This window comes from Streptomyces sp. NPDC057280 (genome assembly GCF_042668605.1).
GTDB lineage: Bacteria > Actinomycetota > Actinomycetes > Streptomycetales > Streptomycetaceae > Streptomyces.
This window is the reverse complement of record NZ_JBHUYR010000002.1, coordinates 1,486,478-1,508,226: the sequence shown is the minus strand read 5'-3', so window position 1 is coordinate 1,508,226 and position 21,749 is coordinate 1,486,478. Positions and strand designations below refer to the sequence as shown.

At 71.2% G+C, this 21,749-nt stretch carries 18 protein-coding genes; 11 read left to right on the top strand and 7 right to left on the bottom strand.

The annotated features are described in order from the left end of the window. Positions 1-47: 47 nt before the first annotated feature. On the bottom strand, positions 48-722 hold the full coding sequence (locus tag ACFUO4_RS17370; protein ID WP_383485208.1) for a response regulator: 675 nt from the start codon (positions 720-722) through the stop codon (positions 48-50). Positions 723-1,067: 345 nt separating this feature from the next. Then, positions 1,068-4,061, bottom strand: a complete 2,994-nt coding sequence (locus ACFUO4_RS17365) for a nitrate- and nitrite sensing domain-containing protein (RefSeq protein ID WP_383485761.1) — start codon at positions 4,059-4,061, stop codon at positions 1,068-1,070. A 401-nt stretch (positions 4,062-4,462) separates the two neighbouring features. On the opposite strand from ACFUO4_RS17365, the gene ACFUO4_RS17360 reads away from it, so the two are divergent. The 4 genes from ACFUO4_RS17360 to ACFUO4_RS17345 all read left to right on the top strand — a co-directional run bounded on the left by ACFUO4_RS17360 (position 4,463) and on the right by ACFUO4_RS17345 (position 8,212). Then, the gene (locus ACFUO4_RS17360; protein ID WP_079308829.1) at positions 4,463-4,837 is read left to right on the top strand and encodes a response regulator transcription factor; all 375 of its coding nucleotides are present in this window, start codon (positions 4,463-4,465) and stop codon (positions 4,835-4,837) included. Positions 4,838-5,052: 215 nt separating this feature from the next. Next, a complete protein-coding gene (locus ACFUO4_RS17355) occupies positions 5,053-6,012 on the top strand; it encodes a hypothetical protein (protein WP_079308828.1) in 960 nt (319 codons plus the stop codon). 173 nt (positions 6,013-6,185) lie between these two features. Further along, positions 6,186-7,304 carry a LacI family DNA-binding transcriptional regulator gene (locus tag ACFUO4_RS17350; RefSeq protein WP_383485758.1) on the top strand — a complete coding sequence of 373 codons (1,119 nt, stop codon included), beginning with the start codon at positions 6,186-6,188 and terminating at the stop codon, positions 7,302-7,304. Further along, positions 7,301-8,212, top strand: coding sequence for a carbohydrate kinase (locus tag ACFUO4_RS17345; RefSeq protein WP_383485203.1), 912 nt, complete (start codon positions 7,301-7,303; stop codon positions 8,210-8,212). The genes ACFUO4_RS17350 and ACFUO4_RS17345 overlap by 4 nt, the downstream gene beginning before the upstream one ends. Before the next feature lie 133 nt (positions 8,213-8,345). Here the strand turns inward: ACFUO4_RS17345 and uvrA are convergent, their stop codons facing one another. Further along, positions 8,346-11,399: an excinuclease ABC subunit UvrA gene (uvrA, locus tag ACFUO4_RS17340; protein ID WP_383485200.1), complete on the bottom strand. Its 3,054-nt coding sequence runs from the start codon at positions 11,397-11,399 to the stop codon at positions 8,346-8,348. Between the two features lie 224 nt (positions 11,400-11,623). Between uvrA and ACFUO4_RS17335 the strand changes: the two genes are divergently transcribed. The 5 genes from ACFUO4_RS17335 (at position 11,624) to ACFUO4_RS17315 (ending at position 15,841) form a co-directional block, all read left to right on the top strand. Then, positions 11,624-12,310, top strand: coding sequence for a maleylpyruvate isomerase family mycothiol-dependent enzyme (locus ACFUO4_RS17335; RefSeq protein WP_383485197.1), 687 nt, complete (start codon positions 11,624-11,626; stop codon positions 12,308-12,310). Between the two features lie 44 nt (positions 12,311-12,354). Continuing rightward, positions 12,355-13,011, top strand: coding sequence for an MBL fold metallo-hydrolase (locus tag ACFUO4_RS17330; RefSeq protein WP_079308824.1), 657 nt, complete (start codon positions 12,355-12,357; stop codon positions 13,009-13,011). 294 nt (positions 13,012-13,305) lie between these two features. Then, the gene (locus ACFUO4_RS17325) at positions 13,306-14,193 is read left to right on the top strand and encodes an ABC transporter substrate-binding protein (protein ID WP_383485194.1); all 888 of its coding nucleotides are present in this window, start codon (positions 13,306-13,308) and stop codon (positions 14,191-14,193) included. Then, positions 14,190-15,086 carry an amino acid ABC transporter permease gene (locus ACFUO4_RS17320; protein WP_079308822.1) on the top strand — a complete coding sequence of 299 codons (897 nt, stop codon included), beginning with the start codon at positions 14,190-14,192 and terminating at the stop codon, positions 15,084-15,086. The genes ACFUO4_RS17325 and ACFUO4_RS17320 overlap by 4 nt, the downstream gene beginning before the upstream one ends. Next, on the top strand, positions 15,083-15,841 hold the full coding sequence (locus tag ACFUO4_RS17315) for an ATP-binding cassette domain-containing protein (RefSeq protein WP_179143345.1): 759 nt from the start codon (positions 15,083-15,085) through the stop codon (positions 15,839-15,841). The genes ACFUO4_RS17320 and ACFUO4_RS17315 overlap by 4 nt, the downstream gene beginning before the upstream one ends. 83 nt (positions 15,842-15,924) lie before the next feature. Here ACFUO4_RS17315 and aroQ read toward each other — a convergent pair whose 3' ends face one another. After that, positions 15,925-16,398, bottom strand: a complete 474-nt coding sequence (gene aroQ / locus ACFUO4_RS17310) for a type II 3-dehydroquinate dehydratase (protein WP_383485190.1) — start codon at positions 16,396-16,398, stop codon at positions 15,925-15,927. A gap of 103 nt (positions 16,399-16,501) precedes the next feature. Here aroQ and ACFUO4_RS17305 point away from each other — a divergent pair, with 103 nt between their 5' ends. Next, complete coding sequence (locus tag ACFUO4_RS17305; RefSeq protein WP_079308821.1) at positions 16,502-17,548, top strand: S66 peptidase family protein; 1,047 nt, start codon at positions 16,502-16,504, stop codon at positions 17,546-17,548. Positions 17,549-17,599: 51 nt separating this feature from the next. After that, entirely contained in the window at positions 17,600-18,913 is a 1,314-nt protein-coding gene (locus ACFUO4_RS17300) for an MFS transporter (protein ID WP_383485187.1), read from the top strand. A 64-nt stretch (positions 18,914-18,977) separates the two neighbouring features. Here ACFUO4_RS17300 and ACFUO4_RS17295 read toward each other — a convergent pair whose 3' ends face one another. The 3 genes from ACFUO4_RS17295 to ACFUO4_RS17285 form a co-directional block, all read right to left on the bottom strand. Continuing rightward, complete coding sequence (locus ACFUO4_RS17295) at positions 18,978-20,078, bottom strand: calcium:proton antiporter (protein WP_079308820.1); 1,101 nt, start codon at positions 20,076-20,078, stop codon at positions 18,978-18,980. A gap of 69 nt (positions 20,079-20,147) precedes the next feature. Next, on the bottom strand, positions 20,148-20,450 hold the full coding sequence (locus ACFUO4_RS17290) for a hypothetical protein (RefSeq protein ID WP_079308819.1): 303 nt from the start codon (positions 20,448-20,450) through the stop codon (positions 20,148-20,150). Between the two features lie 128 nt (positions 20,451-20,578). Continuing rightward, positions 20,579-21,580, bottom strand: coding sequence for a TerC/Alx family metal homeostasis membrane protein (locus ACFUO4_RS17285; RefSeq protein ID WP_128112101.1), 1,002 nt, complete (start codon positions 21,578-21,580; stop codon positions 20,579-20,581). Positions 21,581-21,749 lie beyond the last annotated feature (169 nt).

The following is a 21,749-nucleotide window of genomic DNA, read 5'->3' as shown; positions in this document are numbered from 1 at the left end:
ACACCCTACTGGCGGGCGGTGACAGTCCGGCGGGGCTGTGGACGACGCTAGCGCGACTCCAGGAACGTGAGAACGGCCAGGACCCGCCGGTGGTCGTCCGTGTCCTCGGTGAGGTGGAGTTTGCCCAGGATGCTGCGGACGTGTTTCTCGACGGTGCCCTCGGTGACCCACAGGCGGCGGCCGATGCCGGCGTTGGAGCGGCCCTCGGCCATGAGGGCGAGGACCTCGCGTTCGCGGGAGCTGAGGTGGGCCAGCGGGTCGTCGCGGCGCTGGGCCGTGAACAGCTCGTGGACCAGCGAGGGGTCCACCACCGAGCCGCCCCTGCCGATGCGGTCCAGGGCCTCGATGAACTCCTCGACCACCGTGACCCGGCTCTTGAGGAGGTAGCCGATGCCCCGGCCGCTCGCCAGCAGCTCCAGGACGTCCTCGACCTCGACGAACGCCGACAGGACGAGGATGCCGGTGCCGGGGTGGCGCTCGCGGATCGTGCGGGCCGCCTTCAGGCCGTCCGTGGAGTGGTCGGGCGGCATTCTTATGTCGACGATCGCCAGGTCGGGTCGGTGTTCCTGGACGAGGTCCAGGAGCCCCGGCGCGTCACCGGCCTGGCCCACGACCTCGTACCCGCCCCGCTCGCACAGACTCGCCAGGCCTTCCCTGAGCAGGATGTTGTCGTCGGCGAGGACGACCCGTCCCCGCGTCTGCCGCTGCGATGCGTCGTCCATGGTCCCGGCTCCCCTTGCCCGAACGGAGCGGTGCGGTGCGGTGCGGTGCGGTGCGGTGCGGTGCGGTGCGCGCCCAACAGCCTGCCCCACCCTCGGGGTTACGGCTAGCAGGAAGCGGATTTGGAAGCCTGCCGTGACGACACGCGCGCGTGGGTGAGCGATGCTCGTAGCACCGCGATACGGAAGGGCCGGACGGAAGGGCCGGAAGGGCCGGTCACCCACCCCCGCCCCCCGTACCGGACGGCAGCCTCATCCGTCCGAACCGACCGCCCGGTGCGTACGCGAACGTCATCACGTCCGAGGTTCCCCCGCCTGGACGGCTCCCCCCGCGTGCGCCCCGGGCGGTCACCCGTCCGTCAAGGGCGCGTCCAGCGGCAGTCGCGCCCGCAGGGTGGTGCCCGCGCCGGGCGGACTGCCGAGCTCCAGTTTGCCGCCGATCGCCTCGACCCGGTCGACGAGCCCGATCAGTCCGGAACCACGGCCTGTCTCGACGCCCCCCACGCCGTCGTCCCTGACCACCAGCTCCAGCACCCCGTCCTCGATCCCGGCCCGAACCTTCACCACACGCGCGTGCGCGTGTTTCACGGCGTTGGTGAGGCACTCGGAGGCGACGTAGTACGCGGCCACCTCCACCTGTTCCGGCAGCCGGTCCCGCGGCAGCTCCAGGTCCAGTTCCACGGGGACGGCGGAGCGCCGGGCCAGGGACCGCAGGGCGGGACCCAGGCCCCCCTGCGACAGGATGGCCGGGTGGATGCCACGGGCCACCTGGAGCAGCTCCTGAAAGGCGTCGTCGAGGCCCTCGCCGACGTGAGCGAGTTGCAGGGTCAGCTGCCGGGCTAGCTGCCGGGCGAGCTCGGGCGACGTGCCGGACGAGCGTGCCCGGCCCGGCGGGTCCGGAAGGTCCGCCGCCGAATGCACCGAATCCCCCGGCCCGACTGAACCCACCTGCCCCGCCGAACCAGCCGAACCCGCCGGATCCACCGGCCTCGCCGCATCCGCCGGACGCGCCGCATCCGCCGGCCCCACCGGCCCCACCGAACCCGCCGAATCCACCGGCCCCACCGGCCCCACCGGCCCCGCCGCATCCGCCGAACCCGCCGAACCCACCTGCCCCGCCGCATCCGCCGGACCCGTCAGATCCACCCGGCCCCCCATACCCCCGAGATCCACCAGATCCCCCAGCAACGACTCAGCCATCCTCAACTCGAGCCGCAGGGCGACGAGCCGCTGCTGGACCCCGTCGTGCAGGTCGCGCTCGATGCGGCGCCGGGAGGCGTCGGCCGCGGCGACCAGGCGCGCGCGTGACGCCGTCAGCAGGGCGCGGCTGTCGGCGTTGGCGAGCGCGGGGGCGACGAGTTCGGTGAAGGCGGCCAGCCGCGACTCGGTGCCGGAGAGGAGCCGTCCGGACGGGGAGGCCACGACGACGACACCCCAGAGCCGGCCGTCGACGGCGACGGGAGCGCCCGCCGCGTGCCCCACGTGCACCGGGAGTCGCGTCCGGGCCATCTCCCGTATCGCCTTCCTCCCGGCCTGCCGGCGTTCCTCGCGCGTGGCCCGCTCGATCTCCTCCGGGATGCCGAGCGCGATCCCGACGACGGTATGGCGGGCGTCCGGCTCCTGCCGCAGAACCGTCGCGGTGGTGTCGAACAGGCCCCCGACCTCCTCCGCCACCGCCTGGAACACCTCGCGCGGTGGCGCGCCGCGGGCCACCAGGGCGGCGACCCGGCGCAGGGCGGCCTGTTCCGAGGCGGCCCGCCTGCTCTCGGTGACGTCCCGGGCGACGGCGTGGACGAGCCCTTCCTGCCGGTCCAGCCGGGCGCTCCACCGCAGCCAGAGCTCGGTGCCGTCCCGTCGCAGGAAGCGGTTCTCGGCCTCGGTGAGTTCGGTGTCCTCGTCCAGTCGGGCGAGGCCTTCCCGGACGCGTTCCTCGTCCCGCTCGTCCACGAACGACAGGAACGGCCGGGCCAGGAGCTCGTCGGCCGGGTAGCCCAGGGTGCGTTCGAGGGCCGGGTTGACCCGCTTGAGGTAGCCGTCGGGTCCGCAGACGTACAGCAGCTCGGGAGAGAGCTCGAAGAGGTTCGCCAGTTCCTGTTCGGCCTTCTCGCGCCTTCCGTGCTCCGCCGCGTAGGAGGCCATGGTGCCGTCGAGGCCGGCGAGCAGCCGGGCCCAGGTGCCGTCGAAGGCGGCGACGTCGGCCCGGTGGTCCAGCTGGTCGCGGTCGATCGCCGTGGTCATGGCCCGGATCTCGCCGGCCAACCGCTCGGTGGTGTCCCGCAGTTCACGGACGGCGTCGGCGACGTCGCCCGCTTCGTCACGGCCCGCGTACCGGATGTCGTACGACAGTTCGCCGTACGACAGTCTTCGCGCGCCCTCGGCGACCTCGGCGAGCGGGCGGGTGAGGGACCGGCGCAGCGCCAGGGCGAGGCCGGTGACGACGGCGACGACCCCGACCGCGAGGCCGAGGTCGCGCACGACCCGGCTCTCCGCGCTGTGGCGGTCCTCGGCGGCGGCGTCGGCGAGTTCCCGCGCGGCCCTGTCCTGGAGGCCGCGCAGGGCGGCGATGCGGGCCCCGGAGTCGGCCGTCCAGTCCTCGTACGAAGGCAGGCGGGCGGTCTCGGGAGTGGTGGCGTCCAGCAGGTCGCGGACCTCGCGGACGGCCCGGGCCGGGGCCTGGGCCTCGACGGCGTGGAGCCGGCCGCGCAGTGCGTCCGAGGTGTTCTGCTCGAAGATGTCCAGCTCGGCGTCTTCCAGGACGCCCCAGCGGCCGACGGCGGTGGGGCCCGGGTGGGGCGGTGCGGCGAGCAGGACGGCGAGGTCCGCGCGTTCGCGTTCCGCAGCCTCCACGGCGCGCAGGAGCGCGATGTGGGCGTCAGCGGCCTGGCCGGCCCTGCGGGTGGGGCGTCCGGATTCGAGGGCGGCGACGGCGTCGAGGAGGGCGCCCTCGTCCTCCGCGTACCGGCGCGTCACCGCAGACGCGGAGAGCGTGCCGGTGTCCGCGCCTGTGCGCACGCCCTGGAGTCGGCGGCCCACGGTGGTGAGGACGCCGGTGACATCGGTCCTGGTCCAGGAGGCGGCGCGGTCGGCGGCCCGGTCCAGTGCGCGGCCGGTGGCCCGCTCGGCCGCGGCGCGCTCCGCCGGGGTGCGCGGCCCGGGACGCAGTACGGCCTGGACGGCGGTGATCCGCTCGCGCGCGACGGCGTCGCAGACATCGATGAGCGCGAAAGACACGACGGTCGCGGAGTGGAACGTCCGCAGCGAGTCGGCGTCCTCCCACTGGTCCTCGGTGCTCGGGGCGATGAGGGCCAGCAGCCCGGTCACCGGCAGCAGCGCGAGGAGCATGAGCTTGCGGCCCACGCGGAGACGGGAGAGAAGCGGGGGACGCACGGCCGGTCCTCAGTGTCCCCGGTGCCCGGCGCCCGGACAACCACGACGCTGATGCCCGGCGCCCGGATGGTCCCGGCCGCGGTGTTCGATGCCCGGACCGTCCCGGCGGCCGATGGCGACCGCTGCGTCGTTCCCGACCGACGTTCTCATCGCACACCCCCATCCGACCGGCTTCCACGGCCATTCCAGGGCAGCCCACATGCTACCGCGCGTGATGCGCCATGGCTGTGGGTGAGCGTGAACGGCCCTGTCCGGCAACGGACTTCGGCACATTCCAGCTGGCTGGTAGTGACGTGCGCCCACTCTTTCCGGCTAGCCGGAAAGCGCGGCCACCGACCCGTTGGCACCCTGTGAGCATGTCCATGCGCTGTCTTCTCGTCGATGACAGCATCCGGTTCCTGGAGGCCGCGCGCGCCCTGCTGGAGCGCGACGGTGTCGCCGTCGTCGGCGTCGCCCGGTCGGGGCCGGAGGCTCTCGCGCGGGCCGCCGAACTGACCCCGGACATCGTCCTGGTGGACATCGACCTCGACGGCGAGAGCGGCTTCGACCTCGCCATCGCCCTGACCAGCCGCGTCACGGCCGTGATCATCCTGATCTCCACGCACTCGCTGGACGACTTCGAGGAACTCGTCGCCGCCAGCCCGGCCCGCGGCTTCCTGCACAAGTCGGCGCTCTCCGCCCGGGCGATCAGGGCCGTACTCGACAACGGCGGTTCCGGCGCGCCGACTTGACCTGACCAGTAGCGTATCGGCCGCGGTTGGGCCGGAGGTGTTGTCGGGACTAGGTCAACACGCTTCAATGCGGGGGAACTCGGGGCCGTGAACGACGGCGCACGCAAGCAACGGCGTACGTACTCGAAGACGCCGCCGCGCCGACGGGTGACCCCGAGGACATCCCCGCGCACGGTCTGACCAGCCGTTGCGAACACCCACAGAAAGGCCCCTGCATGCCGCACGCCACTCAGCACGCGGACGTCGCCGCCGTCGTCGCCACCGCGGAACTGGAATCGGCCCTGCGAGGCGGCCCCTTCCACGTGGCCCTGCGTGCCGCGATCGCCGCCCGCGGTCTGCCGCTCCAGCGGGTGCAGCACCACCTGTCACGTCACGGGGTCAAAGTCGGCGTCACCAGCCTGAGTTACTGGCAGCAGGGCGCCCGGCGTCCCCAGCGCCCCGAGTCGCTGCGCGCCGTCCGCGCCCTGGAGGAGATCCTCCAGCTGCCCGAGGAGTCGCTGATCAGGCTGCTCGCCGAGAGCGACGACACCGCGGCCGGCCAGCGCCCCGCCGCCCGCTCCTACCGCTCACTCGTCGAGGCCTCGGGCGTGCTGCACCGGCTGCTCGCCGAGCTGGGCTCGCCCATGGACGGCGGCCTGCATACCCTCGGCCACCACGAGCGGGTACGGATAGGCGGGCGCCGCGAACTCCTCGGGCGCGAGTCGCACCACATCGTGCGCGCCCACAAGGACGGCGTCGACCGCTTCGTGGCTGTCCACCACGGCGACCCGGGATGCGCGCCGGCGCGGATGCAGGTGCACGCCCTGGAGAACTGCCGCACGGGACGCGTCCGGCTGCACCACGACACCGGGGTGCTCGTCGCCGAACTGCTCTTCGACACCCGGCTCCGGGCCGGCGAGACGTTCCTGTTCCGCTACGCCGTCGAGGACGGCACCGCCGGCGTCTCCCGCGAGTACGTCCGCGGCTTCGGGCCGGCCGGCGGCCAGTACGCGCTCCAGGTGCGGTTCGACGAGAACGCGCTGCCGACCCGCTGCCACCGCTTCACCCAGCACTCGCCGGCGGCTCCGCGCAGCGGACGCCAGGAACTGGCCCTCACCGGCCTGCACCGCTCGGTCCACATCGTCGAGCCACGGGTGCGCAGCGGGATCGTGGGGATCGGCTGGGACTGGGAGTAGGGCGCGCCCGTTGACGTCCGGTACTGCGCGTAAACGCTTGCGCAAGCGTTTACGCGCGGCTCCGGATGGGATACGTTCCCGGCCTGAAGGTGTTGCCGGAAGGTGCCGGCGCGGATCTCGCCGGCGCGGATCTCGTCGGCGGGGATCTCGTCGGCGGAGAACAGGGGGACGTCATGCCGACCATGGCCGACGTGGCACGCAGCGCGGGCGTCTCCGTGGCGACCGTCTCACACGTGCTCAACGGCACCCGGCCGGTCCTCCCCCACACCCGCCAGGCCGTCCTGGACGCCATGGACGAGCTCGGCTACACGCCCAACACCCTCGCCCGTTCCCTGGTGACGTCCCGCACCCGGTCCATCGGCCTCGCGGTGTCGGCGATCAGCAACCCGTACTTCACGGAGATCCTCCAGGGCGTCGAGGCCGAGACCCTGCGGCACGGTTACAGCCTCCTCATCGCCGACCCGCACGACGACCCCGCCCATGAGCGCAAGGTCGTCCAGCTGCTGCACGAGCGGCGCGTGGACGGTCTGATCGTCGCGCCCTCCGCGGAGCCCGGCGAGCTGCTCGCCTACCTCGACCGCCACCGGGTGCCGACCGTGCTCCTGGACCGGGTGGTCGAGGGCCCGCCGCACTTCGACCAGGTCTGCGCCGAGAACGCCGGGCCGACGAGCCGGCTCGTCACCCACCTCGCCGGACTCGACCACCGGCGGATCGGCCTGGTCGCGGGCCTGCCGGGGCTGAGCACCAGCGGCGAGCGGCTCGCCGGGTACCGGTCCGGCCTCACGGCCGCCGGACTGCCGTACGACGAACAGCTCGTCGCGTACGGCGACTCCGCGTCGGCCGGTGCCGAGCGGGCTACCGCCGCGCTGCTGGCCCTCGCCGATCCGCCCACGGCCCTCGTCACGGCCAACAACGCGATGACCATCGGCGCCCTGCGCACCCTGCGCGACCGCGGCCTGTCCGTGCCCGGCGACCTCGCGCTGTGCTGCTTCGACGACTTCGCCTGGGCCGACCTCTTCTCGCCCCGGCTCACCGCGATCGCCCAGCCCAGCAAGGAGCTGGGCGCCGAGGCGGTCCGGGTGCTCCTGGCGCGGCTTGCCGCCCCGGACCGACCGGCCGGCACCGTGCGTCTGCCGTGCACGTTCGTCCACCGCAGCTCGTGCGGCTGCGCCGAAACCCCTGAGAAGTCCGAGCAGTTCGAGAAGTCCGAGCTGCTCGAGAAGTCCGAGCTGTTCGAGGTGTCCGCGCAGTTCGAGATGTTTGAGAAGCCCGAGAAAGGACCCGACTCGTGATCGTCGTCGCCGGTGAGGCCCTCATCGATCTGGTGCCGCAGGGCACGGGCGCCCTGGCGGGGCTCACGCCGGCGCTCGGCGGCGGCCCGTACAACACCGCCGTCGCCCTCGGCCGCCTCGGCTCCCCCACCGCCTTCTGCTCCCGTACGTCGTCCGACGCGTTCGGCGAGGCGCTGCTGGACGGGCTGCGGCGGGCGTCGGTGGACGTGTCGGCCGTCCAGCGCGGCCCGGAACCGACCACCCTGGCCGTGGCCACGATCGACGCGCACGGCTCGGCCGCCTACTCCTTCTACGTCGACGGCACCGCCGACCGCCTGTTCACGGCCCCCTCTCAACTCCCCGCCGGTACGCGGGCGGTGTCCTTCGGCACCTGTTCGCTGGTGCTGGAGCCGGGGGCGAGCGCCTACGAGGAGCTAATGCGGGCGGCGGCCGCGCAGGGCGTGTTCACCGCGCTCGACCCCAACATCCGCGCCGGGCTGATCCCGGACCCGGACGCCTACCGGGCCCGCTTCAAGAGCTGGCTGCCGTCGGTGTCGCTGCTGAAGCTCTCCGAGGAGGACGCGCTGTGGCTGGGCGGCACCCCGCGCGAGTGGCTGGCCTCGGGGCCCTCGGCCGTGGTCATCACGCAGGGCGGTGACGGGCTGACCGCGTTCACCCGGGACGGGAGCGTGCACACGGTGCCGGGTGAGGAGGTCGACGTCGTCGACACGATCGGCGCGGGCGACACCGTGAACGCGGCCCTGCTGCACGGGCTTTCCGCCCTCGACGCCCTCTCCGCGCAGGGGGTCGAGGCACTGCGCCGGGACGACTGGACGCGACTGCTGCGGTTCGCGGCACGCGCGGCGGCGGTCACCTGCTCACGGGCCGGGGCGGAGCCGCCGTACGCCGACGAGGTGGCGGGGATCTAGCGGGCGGGAGTCCGGCCGGCGGGGTCCAGAGGCCGGGGTCCCAGCCCGGCGGCTCCGGAGGCCGGGGGCCTGAAACGGCGCCGGGAGGCGGCTGTCGCGCAGCCGCCTCCCGGTTGTCCGGTGTTCTGCCCCGTCAGGCCTTGCGGGCCCGGGTGGCCTTCTTCGCGGGAGCCGCCTTCTTCGCGGAAGCCGCCTTCTTGGCGGTGGCAGCGCCCGTCTTGGCCGTCGCCGTCTTCTTCGCCGTCGACCTGGCCGCGACCGTCTTCTTGGCCGTCGTCTTGGCCGCCGTCGACTTCTTCGTCGCCGCCCGGCGCGGGGCCTTCACCGAGGCTCCGTCGCTGATGCGGTCGGCGCCGAGGATCTCGCGGAGGAACTTGCCGGTGTGGCTGGCGGGGACTCCGGCGACCTCCTCGGGCGTGCCCTCGGCGACGACGAGACCGCCGCCCGCGCCGCCCTCGGGACCCATGTCGACGATCCAGTCGGCGGTCTTGATCACATCGAGGTTGTGCTCGATGACGATGACCGTGTTGCCCTTGTCGACCAGGCCGGAGAGGACCTTCAGCAGCTTGCTGATGTCCTCGAAGTGCAGACCGGTGGTCGGCTCGTCGAGGACGTAGACCGTGCGCCCGGTGGAGCGCTTCTGGAGCTCGCTGGCGAGCTTCACGCGCTGGGCCTCACCGCCGGAGAGGGTCGTCGCGGACTGGCCGAGGCGGACATAGCCCAGACCGACGTCGTTGAGCGTCTTCAGGTGGCGGTTGATCGCCGGAACGGCCTCGAAGAAGTGCATCGCCTCCTCGATGGGCATGTTCAGGACCTCGGCGATGGACTTGCCCTTGTAGTGGACCTCCAGGGTCTCCCGGTTGTACCGGGCGCCGTGGCAGACCTCGCACGGGACGTAGACGTCCGGGAGGAAGTTCATCTCGATCTTGATCGTGCCGTCGCCCGCGCAGTTCTCGCAGCGGCCGCCCTTGACGTTGAAGGAGAAGCGTCCGGGCATGTACCCGCGGACCTTCGCCTCGGTGGTCTCGGCGAACAGCTTGCGGACGTGGTCGAAGACGCCGGTGTACGTCGCCGGGTTGGACCGCGGGGTGCGGCCGATGGGCGACTGGTCGACGTGCACGACCTTGTCGACGAGGTCGTCGCCGTCCACGCGCGTGTGCCGTCCCGGGACGCTCCGGGCGCCGTTCAGCTCACGGGCCAGGTGCGTGTACAGGATGTCGTTGACCAGGGTGGACTTGCCGGAGCCGGAGACGCCGGTGACCGCGGTGAAGACGCCGAGCGGGAACGAGACGTCGATGTCCTGGAGGTTGTTCTCCCGGGCGCCGTGCACGGTGAGCCGCCGGGACGGGTCGTGCGGGCGGCGGATGTCCGGGATCGGGATGGCCTTCTTGCCGGACAGGTACTGGCCCGTCATCGACTCCGCGTTGGCGAGCAGCTCCTTCATGGAGCCGCTGTGCACGACCTTGCCGCCGTGCTCGCCCGCGCCGGGGCCGATGTCGACGACCCAGTCGGCGACCTTGATGGTGTCCTCGTCGTGCTCGACGACGATGAGCGTGTTGCCCATGTCGCGCAGCCGGACCAGGGTCTCGATCAGCCGGTGGTTGTCGCGCTGGTGCAGACCGATGGAGGGCTCGTCGAGGACGTACAGCACGCCGACGAGTCCGGAGCCGATCTGGGTGGCCAGGCGGATGCGCTGGGCCTCGCCGCCGGAGAGGGTGCCGGCCGCGCGGTTGAGCGAGAGGTAGTCCAGGCCGACGTCGACCAGGAACTTCAGCCGCTCGTTGACCTCCTTCAGCACGCGCTCGGCGATCTTCTTGTCGCGGGCGTTGAGCTTGAGCTCGCCCAGGAAGTCCGCGCAGTCGCTGATGGACATGCCGGAGACCTCGGCGATCGACTTCCCCATGATGGTGACCGCGAGGACGATCGGCTTCAGGCGCGTGCCCTGACAGGTGGGGCAGGGCACCTCGCGCATGTAGCCCTCGAAGCGCTCGCGGCTGGCGTCGCTCTCGGACTCGCTGTGCCGGCGCTTGACGAAGGGGACGGCGCCTTCGAAGGGCGTCGTGTACACGCGCTCGCGGCCGTACCGGTTGCGGTACCGCACCTCGATCTGCGTCTTGTGGCCGTAGAGCAGGGCCTTCTTGGCGCGCTGCGGCAGCCCGGCGAACGGGATGTCCGTGCGGAAGCCGAGCGCGTCCGCGAGGGCGCCGATCAGGCGGCCGAAGTAGTCCTTGGTGTGGCCGTGCGACCAGGGGTGGATGGCGCCCTCGTCGAGGGACTTGTCCTCGTCCGGGACGATCAGCTCCGGGTCGACCTCCATGCGCGTGCCGATACCCGTGCACTCGGGGCAGGCGCCGAAGGGCGAGTTGAAGGAGAAGGAGCGGGGCTCCAGCTCCTCGAAGGACAGGTCGTCGTAGGCGCAGTACAGGTGCTCCGAGTACATGCGCTCGCGCTCGGGGTCGTCGGCGGGCAGGTCGACGAAGTCGAGGACGACCATGCCGCCGGAGAGGCCGAGGGCGGTCTCCACGGAGTCGGTCAGGCGGCGCTTGGCGGAGTCCTTCACCGTGAGCCGGTCGACGACCACCTCGATGGTGTGCTTCTCCTGCTTCTTCAGCGTGGGCGGCTCGGAGAGCTGGATCGTCTCGCCGTCCACACGCGCGCGGGAGTAGCCCTTGGTCTGGAGGTCGGCGAAGAGGTCGACGAACTCGCCCTTGCGCTCGCGCACCAGCGGCGACAGGACCTGGAAGCGGCTCCCCTCCGGCAGCTCCAGGACCTTGTCGACGATGGCCTGCGGCGACTGGCGCGCGATGGGACGGCCGCACTCGGGGCAGTGCGGCTTGCCGATGCGGGCGAAGAGCAGCCGGAGGTAGTCGTAGACCTCGGTGATGGTGCCGACCGTCGAGCGAGGGTTGCGGGAGGTCGACTTCTGGTCGATCGAGACCGCCGGGGAGAGGCCCTCGATGAAGTCGACGTCCGGCTTGTCCATCTGGCCGAGGAACTGGCGGGCGTACGAGGAGAGCGATTCCACGTAGCGACGCTGGCCCTCGGCGAAGATGGTGTCGAAGGCCAGGGAGGACTTGCCCGACCCGGACAGGCCCGTGAAGACGATGAGCGAGTCGCGTGGCAGGTCGAGCGAGACGTTCTTCAGGTTGTGCTCGCGCGCGCCACGGACGATGAGACGGTCGGCCACGCCGGTCCGCACCTTTCTTGAGAGAAGTGACAGGGGCGAGGCCCCCGTGTCTTCTCACACTAGGGGGAGCCACTGACAACGCCGGTCGGATTCCCGAATGGGAGAACAATCCCGGACCATCCAGCATGCCCGACGCCACGACCGACCATATAGCACGCGCATTCGATTTACGGCACAGCTTCACCACCTTCACCCAAAGGTGTGGCGGGTCTAGGGTCAGCACCATGATTGATCACGCGCATGACCTGGCGTCTGTACGTGACGCTACGGATCGGCTGCTCACCGCAGTCGCCAAGCTGGACAACGCGTCGGTGGCCGAGCCGTCACGGCTTCCCGGCTGGAGCCGGGGTCACATCCTCGCCCACCTCGCCCGCAACGCGGACGCCCTCGTGAATGTTCTGCGGGGCCTGCCCATGTACGCCTCCGGCGACGCCCGGGACGCCGACATCGAGCGCGACGCCCCGCGTCCCCTCGACGTCCAGCTCGCGGACGTCCGCGACAGCGCGGCCCGCTTCCAGGAGGCGGGAGCCGTGCCGGGCGACTGGTCCCGCACCGTCGAGCTGCGCAACGGCGTGACCGACTCGGCGTCGCGGGTGCCGTTCCGGCGGTGGGTGGAGGTGGAGCTGCACCACGTGGACCTGGGGATCGGGTACGAGCTGGAGGACGTGCCGGAGGAGTTCACGCAACGCGAGATCGAGTTCCTCGCCGACCGTTTCGCCGGGCACCCCGACGTGCCGCCGACCCGTGTGACCGACGGCACGCGCGCGTGGAGCACCGGGCGGGAGGCGCAGACATCGGAGGTGACGGTGACGGGTGGAGCGGCCGACCTCCTCGGCTGGCTCGCCGGCCGCCGTGACGGCTCGCGGCTGACGGTGTCCGGCGGCCCGCTCCCGGCGCTGCCCCCGCTGTAGGACGTACACGGTCCCCGGGCCGCTCCCCGCTATAGGCTGCCGTCATGACGTACAGCGGACAGGTGACCGTCGGCGGCCCGGCGGACGTGCATGAGCTCAAGGACCTGATGATCACCAAGATCGCGGTCGGTCCGATGGACAACAACGCCTATCTGCTGCGCTGCCGGGCCACGGACGAGCAGCTGCTGATCGACGCGGCCAACGACGCGGACACCCTGCTCGGGATGATCGGTGACGACGGCATCACCTCCGTCGTCACCACCCACCAGCACGGCGACCACTGGCAGGCGCTCGCCCGGGTCGTCGAGGCGACGGGCGCGCGCACGTACGCGGGCCGGGACGACGCGGCGGGCATCCCCGTGCCGACCGACGTCCTCGTCGAAGACGGCGACACCATCCGCGTCGGCCACGTCGAGCTCACCGCCCGCCACCTGGTCGGCCACACGCCGGGCTCGATCGCCCTGGTCTACGACGACCCGCACGGCCACCCGCATGTCTTCACCGGTGACTGCCTGTTCCCCGGTGGTGTGGGCAACACCCGCAAGGACCCTGAGGCGTTCGCCAGCCTCATCCACGACGTGGAGACGAAGATCTTCGGCGTCCTCCCGGACGAGACCTGGGTCTACCCGGGCCACGGCAACGACACGACGCTGGGCGCGGAGCGACCGCATCTGCCGGAGTGGCACGCGCGCGGGTGGTGAGCAACGGGCGCGCGACTACTCTCGCGCGCCCCGTGTGAACCCTTCGCACGCGCCGGTGTCATCCGCACGCTCCCGGCCCACGTTGTTGCGGGGTCAACTGGTAGCAGCCCCGCACAGGATGACGGCTCCTGCGCGGTACGGGCCGCCGGTCTTCCGATCCCCGCCCTCGACCGGCGGCCCCGGCGAACCGGTCACACAGGGAACGTTCACGAGAACGCAACACGTGTTCCCAGTATGCGGACAAAAGCCGACGTGACCTCGACAAACGGGTCGACGTGCTGTCAATCTCCCGCCATGCACCTCGCCCCTCGCGCCCTGCGCCGCGCCGTAGCCGCCGCAACGATAGCCCTCCTCGCCACCGCCGTCGGCTGTGCTCCGCAGCCCGAGGACGACGCCGCCGCCAAGCCGTCGGGGTCGACGACGGGCGCCGCGTGCGCCAAGGGCAAGCTCGCCACCAAGACCTCCGGCAAGCTGACGATCGCCACCGACGAGCCGGCGTACGAGCCCTGGTTCAAGGACGACAAGCCGGCCAACGGCAAGGGGTTCGAGTCCGCGGTGGCCTACGCCGTGGCGGAGCGCCTCGGCTACGACAAGAGCGCCGTCGTCTGGCAGAGCGTCCCCTTCAACAAGGCGTTCGCGCCCGGCGAGAAGACGTTCGACTTCGACATCAACCAGGTGTCGATCAGCGCCGAGCGCAAGAAGGCCGTGGACTTCTCGTCCGGCTACTACGACGTGCGCCAGGCGGTCATCGCGCTCAAGGACTCCAAGGCCGCCAAGGCGACGAGCATCGCGGACCTCAAGGGCCTCAAGCTGGGCGCCCAGGTCGGCACGACCAGCCTCAACTACATCGAGGACGTGGTGAAGCCGACGCGGGAGGCCGCCGCCTACGCCAAGAACGACCAGGCCAAGTCCGCCCTGAAGAACGGCCAGGTGGACGCGATCGTCGTCGACCTGCCGACCGCCTTCTACATCACCGCGGCCGAGGTCACGGACGCCAAGATCGTCGGCCAGTTCGAGAACCAGGGCGGCACCCCGGAGCAGTTCGGCCTCGTCCTCGACAAGGGCAGCGCGCTCACGTCCTGCGTGACCGGCGCCGTCGACGCCCTGCGCAAGGACGGCACCCTGGCGAAGATCGAGAAGCAGTGGCTGTCCGACGCCGTCGACGCCCCGGTGCTCAAGTGACGCTCACGAAGGACGAGTCCGGCGCGGAGACGCCGGACCCGGTCGACGCGTACACGCCCTCCGCGCGGCGGCTGGAGCGCGAGCGCCACAAGCGCGCCCGCTCCCGCCGCGCCACGGCGATCGCCGCCGTCTCGACGCTCGCCACGGCGGTCGTCCTGTATCTCGTGGTCGTCAACGCGCCCGGCTGGCCGCGCACCAAGGAGACCTTCTTCAACGGGCAGTACGCGCGCGAGGCGCTGCCCAAGGTCCTCGAGGGGCTCTGGCTCAACGTCCGGCTGCTGCTGATCTGCGGTGTGGCCGTGCTCGTCCTCGGCATGCTCATCGCCGTCGCCCGCACGCTGCGCGGGCCGGTGTTCTTCCCGCTGCGGTTCCTGGCCGCCGCCTACACGGACTTCTTCCGCGGGCTCCCGCTCATCATCAACCTCATGATCGTCGTCCTGGGCGTCCCCGCGCTGCGGCTCCAGGGCGTGACCGTCGACCCGGTGTGGCTGGGCGGCACGGCACTGACGCTGACCTACTCGGCGTACGTCGCCGAGGTGTTCCGCGCCGGCATCGAGTCCATCCACCCCTCGCAGCGCGCCGCGGCCCGCTCGCTCGGCCTCTCCAACCGGCAGGCGCTGCGGTACGTGGTGCTGCCGCAGGCGGTACGACGCCAGGTGCCGCCGCTGCTCAACGACCTGGTGTCGCTGCAGAAGGACACCGGGCTCGTGTCGATCGGCGGCGCGGTGGACGCCGTACGGGCCGCCGACATCATCGTGGGCCGCAGCCTCAACTACACGCCGTACATCGTCGCGGGCCTGGTGTTCGTGGCGCTGACCATCCCGATGACCCGCTTCACGGACTGGGTGACGGCGCGGATGGACCGGCGGCGGGCCCAGGGAGGGATCGCATGAGCGACACGGACGCACCGGTGCTGCGGATGGAGTCCGTCCGCAAGACCTTCGGCGGCTCGGTCGTGCTGCGGGACGTCGATCTGGAGGTCGCCCCGCACACGGTGACCGCGCTGATCGGCGCCTCAGGCTCGGGCAAGTCGACGCTGCTGCGCTGCGCGAACCTCCTGGAGGAGATCGACGACGGCGCGATCTGGCTGGACGGCGAGGAGATCACCGACCCGCGCGTCGACCAGGACGCGGTACGCCGCCGTATCGGCGTGGTCTTCCAGGCGTACAACCTCTTCCCGCACATGACCGTGCTGGAGAACATCACCCTCGCCCCGCGCCGGGTGCACAGGGTGTCCCGCGCGGAGGCCGAGGAGCGCGGCAGGGAGCTGCTGGAGCGGCTCGGGCTCGGCGGGAAGGCGGGCGAGTACCCGGACCGGCTGAGCGGCGGCCAGCAGCAGCGCGTGGCGATCGTGCGCGCGCTCGCCGTACGGCCGCGGCTGCTGCTGCTCGACGAGATCACGGCCGCCCTCGACCCGGAGCTGGTGGGCGAGGTGCTGAATGTCGTCCGTGACCTCAAGGGCGACGGCATGACCATGGTGCTGGCCACGCACGAGATGGGCTTCGCGCGGGACGTCGCCGACCAGGTCTGTTTTCTGGACGGAGGGGTCGTGCTGGAGCGCGGAAGCGCCGAGCAGATCTTCGGCGATCCGCAGCAGGAGCGCACGCGGCGCTTCCTGCGGCGGATCGTGGAGGCGGGACGGCTGTAAAAGGCGCTGCCTTGGCGTACGTCGGCCGTAAGGGGCGCTCGCCATGGCGTGCGGTCCTTACCCGGCCACCCCGCGGCCGGGGCTCACGCCTCGGCCTGGGCCGCCCCCACCAGGGCGGCGACCCGCTCCACCCCGAACACGTACCCCTGCACCCCGCAGCCCGCGATGACACCGTCGGCGCGCAGGGAGACGTACGAGTGGTGCCGGAAGGTCTCGCGCTGGTGGATGTTGGAGATGTGGACCTCCAACACCGGCAGTCCGTCACAGGTGTTGAGCGCGTCCAGGATGGCGACCGAGGTGTGCGAGTAGGCGCCGGGGTTGATGACGATGCCGCAGTGGTTGAGCCGCGCCTCGTGGATCCAGTCGACCAGTTCGCCCTCGTGGTTGGACTGGCGGAAGTCCACCGTGCCGCCCTGCGCGGCCGCCGCCTTGGCGCACAGGGCCTCGACGTCGGCCAGGGTGTCCTTGCCGTAGATCTCCGGCTGACGCTGCCCGAGCAGGTTCAGGTTGGGGCCGTTGAGGATCATGATCGGGGCGTTGGCCAGGGTGCGGGGCACGGTTCCTCCGGTCCGGTGACGGGTGGGCGGTCGGTTGAAGACCGCTGCTCAGACCCGGTTTATCACGGTGCGCCGGACGCGGTGCGGCCCGTACCCTCCCTGAATGACGACGATCTCGTACCCGCCCAAGCCGTCCCCCGGCGACCGCATAGCCGTCATCTCCCCCGGCGCCGGGCTGCCCGGGCTCTTCCCACGCCCCTTCGAACTGGGCCTGGAGCGCCTGCGCAAGGAGTTCGGCCTCGAACCCGTCGAGTACCCGACGACCCGCACGATGGGGGCGAGCCCTCAGCAGCGGGCCGCCGATGTCAACGCCGCCTTCGCCGATCCGGACATCAAGGTGATCATGGCCTCGATCGGGGGCGACGACCAGATCACCGTACTGCCTTTCCTGGACCGGGAGTTGATCCGCGCGAACCCGAAGCCGTTCTTCGGGATGAGCGACAACACGAACCTGCTGGCGTTTCTGAGCAACACCGGCATCGTCGGCTACCACGGCGCGACCGTGATGGTGCAGCTCGGACGGCCCGTCGCCATGGACGAGCTGACCGCCGAGTCCCTGCGGGCGGCCCTGTTCACCTCCGGCGAGTACGAGCTCACGCCCGCCGAGCGCTGGAACGACGTCAACCGGGACTGGGCCGACCCGGCGACCTTCGACGCGGAGCCGGAGACCAGGCCGGGAGACGGCTGGACCTGGGTGAACCCCGACCGGGTGATCGAGGGCCGCAGTTGGGGCGGCTGCCTGGAGATCCTGGGATGGCTGCTGATGGCCGACCGCGAGATCTCCCGCGACCTGAGCGTGTACGACGGCGGTGTGCTGCTCCTGGAGACCTCCGAGGACATGCCGAGTAGTGCGGAGGTCTTCCGCACCCTGCGCAACATGGGCGAGCGCGGGCTGCTCCAGCGCTTCTCCGCGCTGCTGATGGGCCGCGCCAAGACCTGGTCGTTCGAGCGGCCCAACAGCCCCGAGGAGGCCGCCCGTTACGCCACCGAGCAGCGCGAGGCCGTCCTGCGCGCGATGCGGGCGTACGCTCCCGACACCACGATCGTCTTCGACGTCGACTTCGGCCACACCGACCCCCAACTGGTCATCCCCTACGGCGGGCTCGTCCGCGTCGACGGACCCGCCCGGCGCATCACGGTCACCTACTGAAGCGCCCGTACGCCCCCGTAACCCGCGGTCACCGTGGGTAGTTGACGCGGCATGCACGACGTACGCACCGTAAGGGCGCCCTCCATGCTGCGGCTCGCGGCCGCCTCGCTCGCCGGGACGGCCATCGAGTTCTACGACTTCTTCGTCTACGGCACCGCGGCGGCGCTGGTCCTGGGACCGCTGTTCTTCCCGACCTTCTCGCCCCTGGCCGGGACGCTGGCCGCGTTCGGCACGTTCGGGGTGGGGTTCGTCGCCCGGCCGCTGGGGTCGGTGGTGTTCGGGCACATCGGGGACCGGCACGGGCGGCGACCGGTCCTCGTGCTGTCGCTGCTGCTGACCGGCGGCGCCACCGTGGCGGTCGGCTGTGTGCCGACGTACGGCTCGATCGGGGTGGCCGCTCCCCTGCTGCTGCTCGTGCTCCGGTTCCTCCAGGGGCTGGGGCTCGGCGGGGAGTGGGGCGGGGCGGTGCTGCTGACGGCGGAGCACGCGCCGGCCGGGCGGCGCGGGCTGTGGTCGAGCTTTCCGCAGGTCGGGCCCGCGCTGGGCTTCCTGCTCGCCAACGGCGTGATGCTGGCGCTGTCGGCGACCCTGACCGAGGCGCAGTTCGCGTCATGGGGATGGCGGGTGCCGTTCTGGGCGGCGGGGGTGCTGGCCCTGGCGGGTCTGTGGCTGCGGTCGTCGCTCGCCGAGAGTCCGTCCTTCCTCGCACTCGACGACCACGCGCGCGTGCCGCTCGCCGAGGTCGTGCGCGACCACTGGCGGCTGGTCCTGCTGACGGCCGGCGGGCTCGCGGTCGGGTACGCGATCTTCTACGCCGTGACGACCTGGTCCCTCGCCTACGGCACCGAACGGCTGGGCGTCAGCCGTACGGTGATGCTGGCCTGCATCATGGCGGCGGTCCTGGTGAAGGGCTCGCTCACGCCGGTGGTGGCACTGCTCGGCGACCGGTACGGGCGGCGGCCGTTGTGCCTGGCCGGGTGCGGGGCGGCGGCCCTGTGGATGTTCCCCATGGTCGCGCTGCTCTCGACCGGTGAACCCCTGCTGATGTTCCTGGGGTTCACCGGCGCGATGCTCGCGTTCATCACCATGTTCGCGGTGATCGCCGCGTATCTGCCGGAGCTGTACGAGCCGCGGGTGCGCTGCACGGGTGCCGCGGTCGGCTACAACCTCGGCGGGGTCCTCGGGGGCGCGCTCACGCCGATCGTGGCGACGGCCCTGGCCGAACAGGGGGGCCGGGTGCCGTGGGGAGTGGGGGCGTATCTCACGGGGATCGCACTGCTCAGTCTGGGGTGCTTCGCGCTGCTGCCGGAGACACGGCCGGTGCCCCTGGCGGTGACGGGCGCGGCGGAGCCTGCTCTGGACTGAGCTGGAAACGGGCGGAGCTGCGGACAGGCGGAGCTGCGCATGGGCGGAGTTGCGGGCGGGCGGCCTACGGGTTGATCGCCAGCTCCAGATACGCCGCGAACAGCACCAGGTGGACGCCGCCCTGGAGCGGGGTGGCCCGCCCCGGCACCACGGTCAGGGAGCTCACGACCACCGTGAGGGCGAGCAGCACCATGTGGGTGGCGCCGAGGCCGAGGACGAGGGGGCCGGAGAGCCAGACGGAGGCCAGCGCGACCGCGGGGATGGTCAGGCCGATGCTGGCCATCGCCGAACCGAGCGCGAGGTTGAGGCTGGTCTGAACGCGGTCGCGGCGAGCCGAGCGCAGCGCGGCGATGGTCTCGGGCAGCAGCACCAGCAGGGCGATGATCACGCCGACGACGGCATGCGGCAGTCCGGCGGCCTCTACGCCGGACTCGATGGTGGGCGACACGCCCTTGGCCAGTCCTACGACGCCTATCAGGGCGAGGCCGAGCAGAGCCAGGCTGATCAGGGCGGTGCGCGCGGAGGGCGCGTCAGCGTGGTCGTCGGCGGTGATGACCTCGCCCTGGCGGGTGATGGGGAGGAAGTAGTCGCGGTGCCGTACGGTCTGGGTCGCGACGAACAGGCCGTACAGGACCAGCGAGGACAGCGCCGCGAAGGTCAGCTGGACGCCGGAGAACTCCGGGCCGGGCTTGCTCGTGGTGAACGTCGGCAGCACCAGGCTGAGGGTGGCCAGGGTGGCGACGGTCGCGAGGGCGGCGCCGGTGCCCTCGGGGTTGAAGACCGCGAGGCCGTGGCGCAGCGAGGCGACCAGGAGGCAGAGGCCGACGATGCCGTTGCAGGTGATCATGACAGCCGCGAAGACCGTGTCCCGGGCGAGGGTCGAGCTCTTGTCGCCGCCGTCGGCCATGAGGGTGACGATCAGCGCGACCTCGATGATCGTGACGGCGACGGCCAGGACGAGCGAGCCGAAGGGTTCGCCGACCCGGTGGGCGACGACCTCGGCATGATGCACGGCGGCCAGGACCGCCCCCGCGAGGACCAGCGTCACCAAGGCCACGACCGCGCCCGGCAGGTCGCGTCCCCAGGTGAATGCCAGGAGGACGACCGCGAGCACCGGCACGAGGAACGTCCACTGGGTGGTGAGCGACCTGAGCCGAACGATCATGCAGGGATCCTCCCAAAGGTACAGAGGCCCCGCATTTCGGTGCCGCGGGGCCTCCTTCGGCGGTTCGGGCTACTTCAGCTCGCGCGACTCCAACAGGTCGCAGTTGACGAAGCGTGGCGCCCGGGTACACAACTCGCCCATCTGTTCGGCCATCTTGCTCGTCTCGGGGCGTTCGCTGTTGCGCATGGCCTCCTCGTAGGACTCGAACTCGATCACGGCGAGGTAGCGTCCGGGCGTGTCGCGGTCCTTCAGCAGGATGCTGTGGGTGGGGCCGCCTTCCTGGCCCTCCATGCGCTGCCTGGCGCCTTCCATCAGCTGCTCCATCTCGTCGAAGCGCTCTGTTTCGAAGTCGATGATCTGCACGAACTTCATGGCTGCCTCCGTCGGCCGGGGCGTCCCCGAGCGGGGAACGCGCTCAGAACAAAGCAAGCACCGGGAGCGGTGAGCGGCAATCGGCCGTACGCCGCTCCCGGTGCTGGTTGTTCCTACGTCCGACGTGGTCAGACGTCGATGCTGTCCTTCGGAGCGCCATCGCTCCGCGTCTGCGCCGCCTCGGCCGCCGCCTGCTTCTTGGAGGCGCGGAGGCTGGTGATCGTGGTGACGACGAGGACACCGCAGATCACGCCGAGGGAGACCGGGATGCTGATCTCGGGGACATGGACCCCGGACTCGTGCAGTGCGTGCAGGACCAGCTTGACGCCGATGAAGCCGAGGATGATCGACAGGCCGTAGCTGAGGTGGACCAGCTTCTTCAGCAGGCCGCCGATGAGGAAGTACAGCTGGCGCAGGCCCATCAGGGCGAACGCGTTGGCGGTGAAGACGATGTACGGGTCCTGGGTCAGGCCGAAGATCGCGGGGATGGAGTCGAGGGCGAAGAGCACGTCGGTGGTGCCGATCGCGAGCATCACGACCAGCATCGGGGTCATGACCCGCTTGCCGTTCTGCTCGATCCACAGCTTGGTGCCGTGGTAGCGGTCGGCGACACCGAAGCGGCGCTCGGCGGCCTTGAGGAGCTTGTTCTCCTCGAACTCCTCGTCCTCCTCGTCGGCCCGGGCCTCCTGGATGAGCTTCCAGGCGGTCCAGATCAGGAAGGCGCCGAAGAGGTAGAAGACCCACGCGAAGCTGGCGAGGATGGCGGCGCCCGCGGCGATGAAGATCGCCCGCAGGACCAGGGCTATGAGCACACCGACGAGGAGCACGCGCTGCTGGTACTGCGAGGGCACCGAGAACTTCGCCATGATCAGGACGAAGACGAAGAGGTTGTCGACGCTCAGCGACTTCTCGGTGATGAAGCCCGCGAAGAACTCTCCGCCGGCCTGGCCGCCGCCGAAGATCAGCAGGCCGAGGCCGAAGAGGCCGGCCAGGGCGATCCAGACGACCGTCCAGATTCCGGCTTCCTTGATGGAGACGTCGTGCGGCTTGCGGCCGATGAAGAAGTCGACCGCGATGAGGGCGGCGAGGCCCACGATGGTCAGGACCCACAGGGTCACGGAAACATCCACTGATCCTCCGGCATTACGTAACGGCAAATAACCAGCGTCGTCGCGCTGCCGGAGGTCTCTTCCACCCAAGGTGGGCCGACGCCCCGGGAGCAGATCCAGGGGATCTGTTCCGTATTGACGGGTACGCCGCATCGACAGGGAGTACTCCCCTCCGTGAGGAAAACGGTAC

Bases quoted from the DNA above. Each gene is read 5' to 3' on its own strand.
- ACFUO4_RS17305 (WP_079308821.1), top strand. From the start codon at position 16,502: ATGACGACGATCTCGTACCCGCCCAAGCCGTCCCCCGGCGACCGCATA.
- ACFUO4_RS17355 (WP_079308828.1), top strand. From the start codon at position 5,053: ATGCCGCACGCCACTCAGCACGCGGACGTCGCCGCCGTCGTCGCCACC.
- ACFUO4_RS17295 (WP_079308820.1), bottom strand. From the start codon at position 20,078: ATGATCGTTCGGCTCAGGTCGCTCACCACCCAGTGGACGTTCCTCGTG.
- ACFUO4_RS17335 (WP_383485197.1), top strand. From the start codon at position 11,624: ATGATTGATCACGCGCATGACCTGGCGTCTGTACGTGACGCTACGGAT.
- ACFUO4_RS17370 (WP_383485208.1), bottom strand. From the start codon at position 722: ATGGACGACGCATCGCAGCGGCAGACGCGGGGACGGGTCGTCCTCGCC.
- ACFUO4_RS17315 (WP_179143345.1), top strand. From the start codon at position 15,083: ATGAGCGACACGGACGCACCGGTGCTGCGGATGGAGTCCGTCCGCAAG.
- ACFUO4_RS17365 (WP_383485761.1), bottom strand. From the start codon at position 4,061: ATGCTCCTCGCGCTGCTGCCGGTGACCGGGCTGCTGGCCCTCATCGCC.
- ACFUO4_RS17325 (WP_383485194.1), top strand. From the start codon at position 13,306: ATGCACCTCGCCCCTCGCGCCCTGCGCCGCGCCGTAGCCGCCGCAACG.
- ACFUO4_RS17300 (WP_383485187.1), top strand. From the start codon at position 17,600: ATGCACGACGTACGCACCGTAAGGGCGCCCTCCATGCTGCGGCTCGCG.
- ACFUO4_RS17330 (WP_079308824.1), top strand. From the start codon at position 12,355: ATGACGTACAGCGGACAGGTGACCGTCGGCGGCCCGGCGGACGTGCAT.
- ACFUO4_RS17290 (WP_079308819.1), bottom strand. From the start codon at position 20,450: ATGAAGTTCGTGCAGATCATCGACTTCGAAACAGAGCGCTTCGACGAG.
- ACFUO4_RS17350 (WP_383485758.1), top strand. From the start codon at position 6,186: ATGCCGACCATGGCCGACGTGGCACGCAGCGCGGGCGTCTCCGTGGCG.
- ACFUO4_RS17360 (WP_079308829.1), top strand. From the start codon at position 4,463: ATGTCCATGCGCTGTCTTCTCGTCGATGACAGCATCCGGTTCCTGGAG.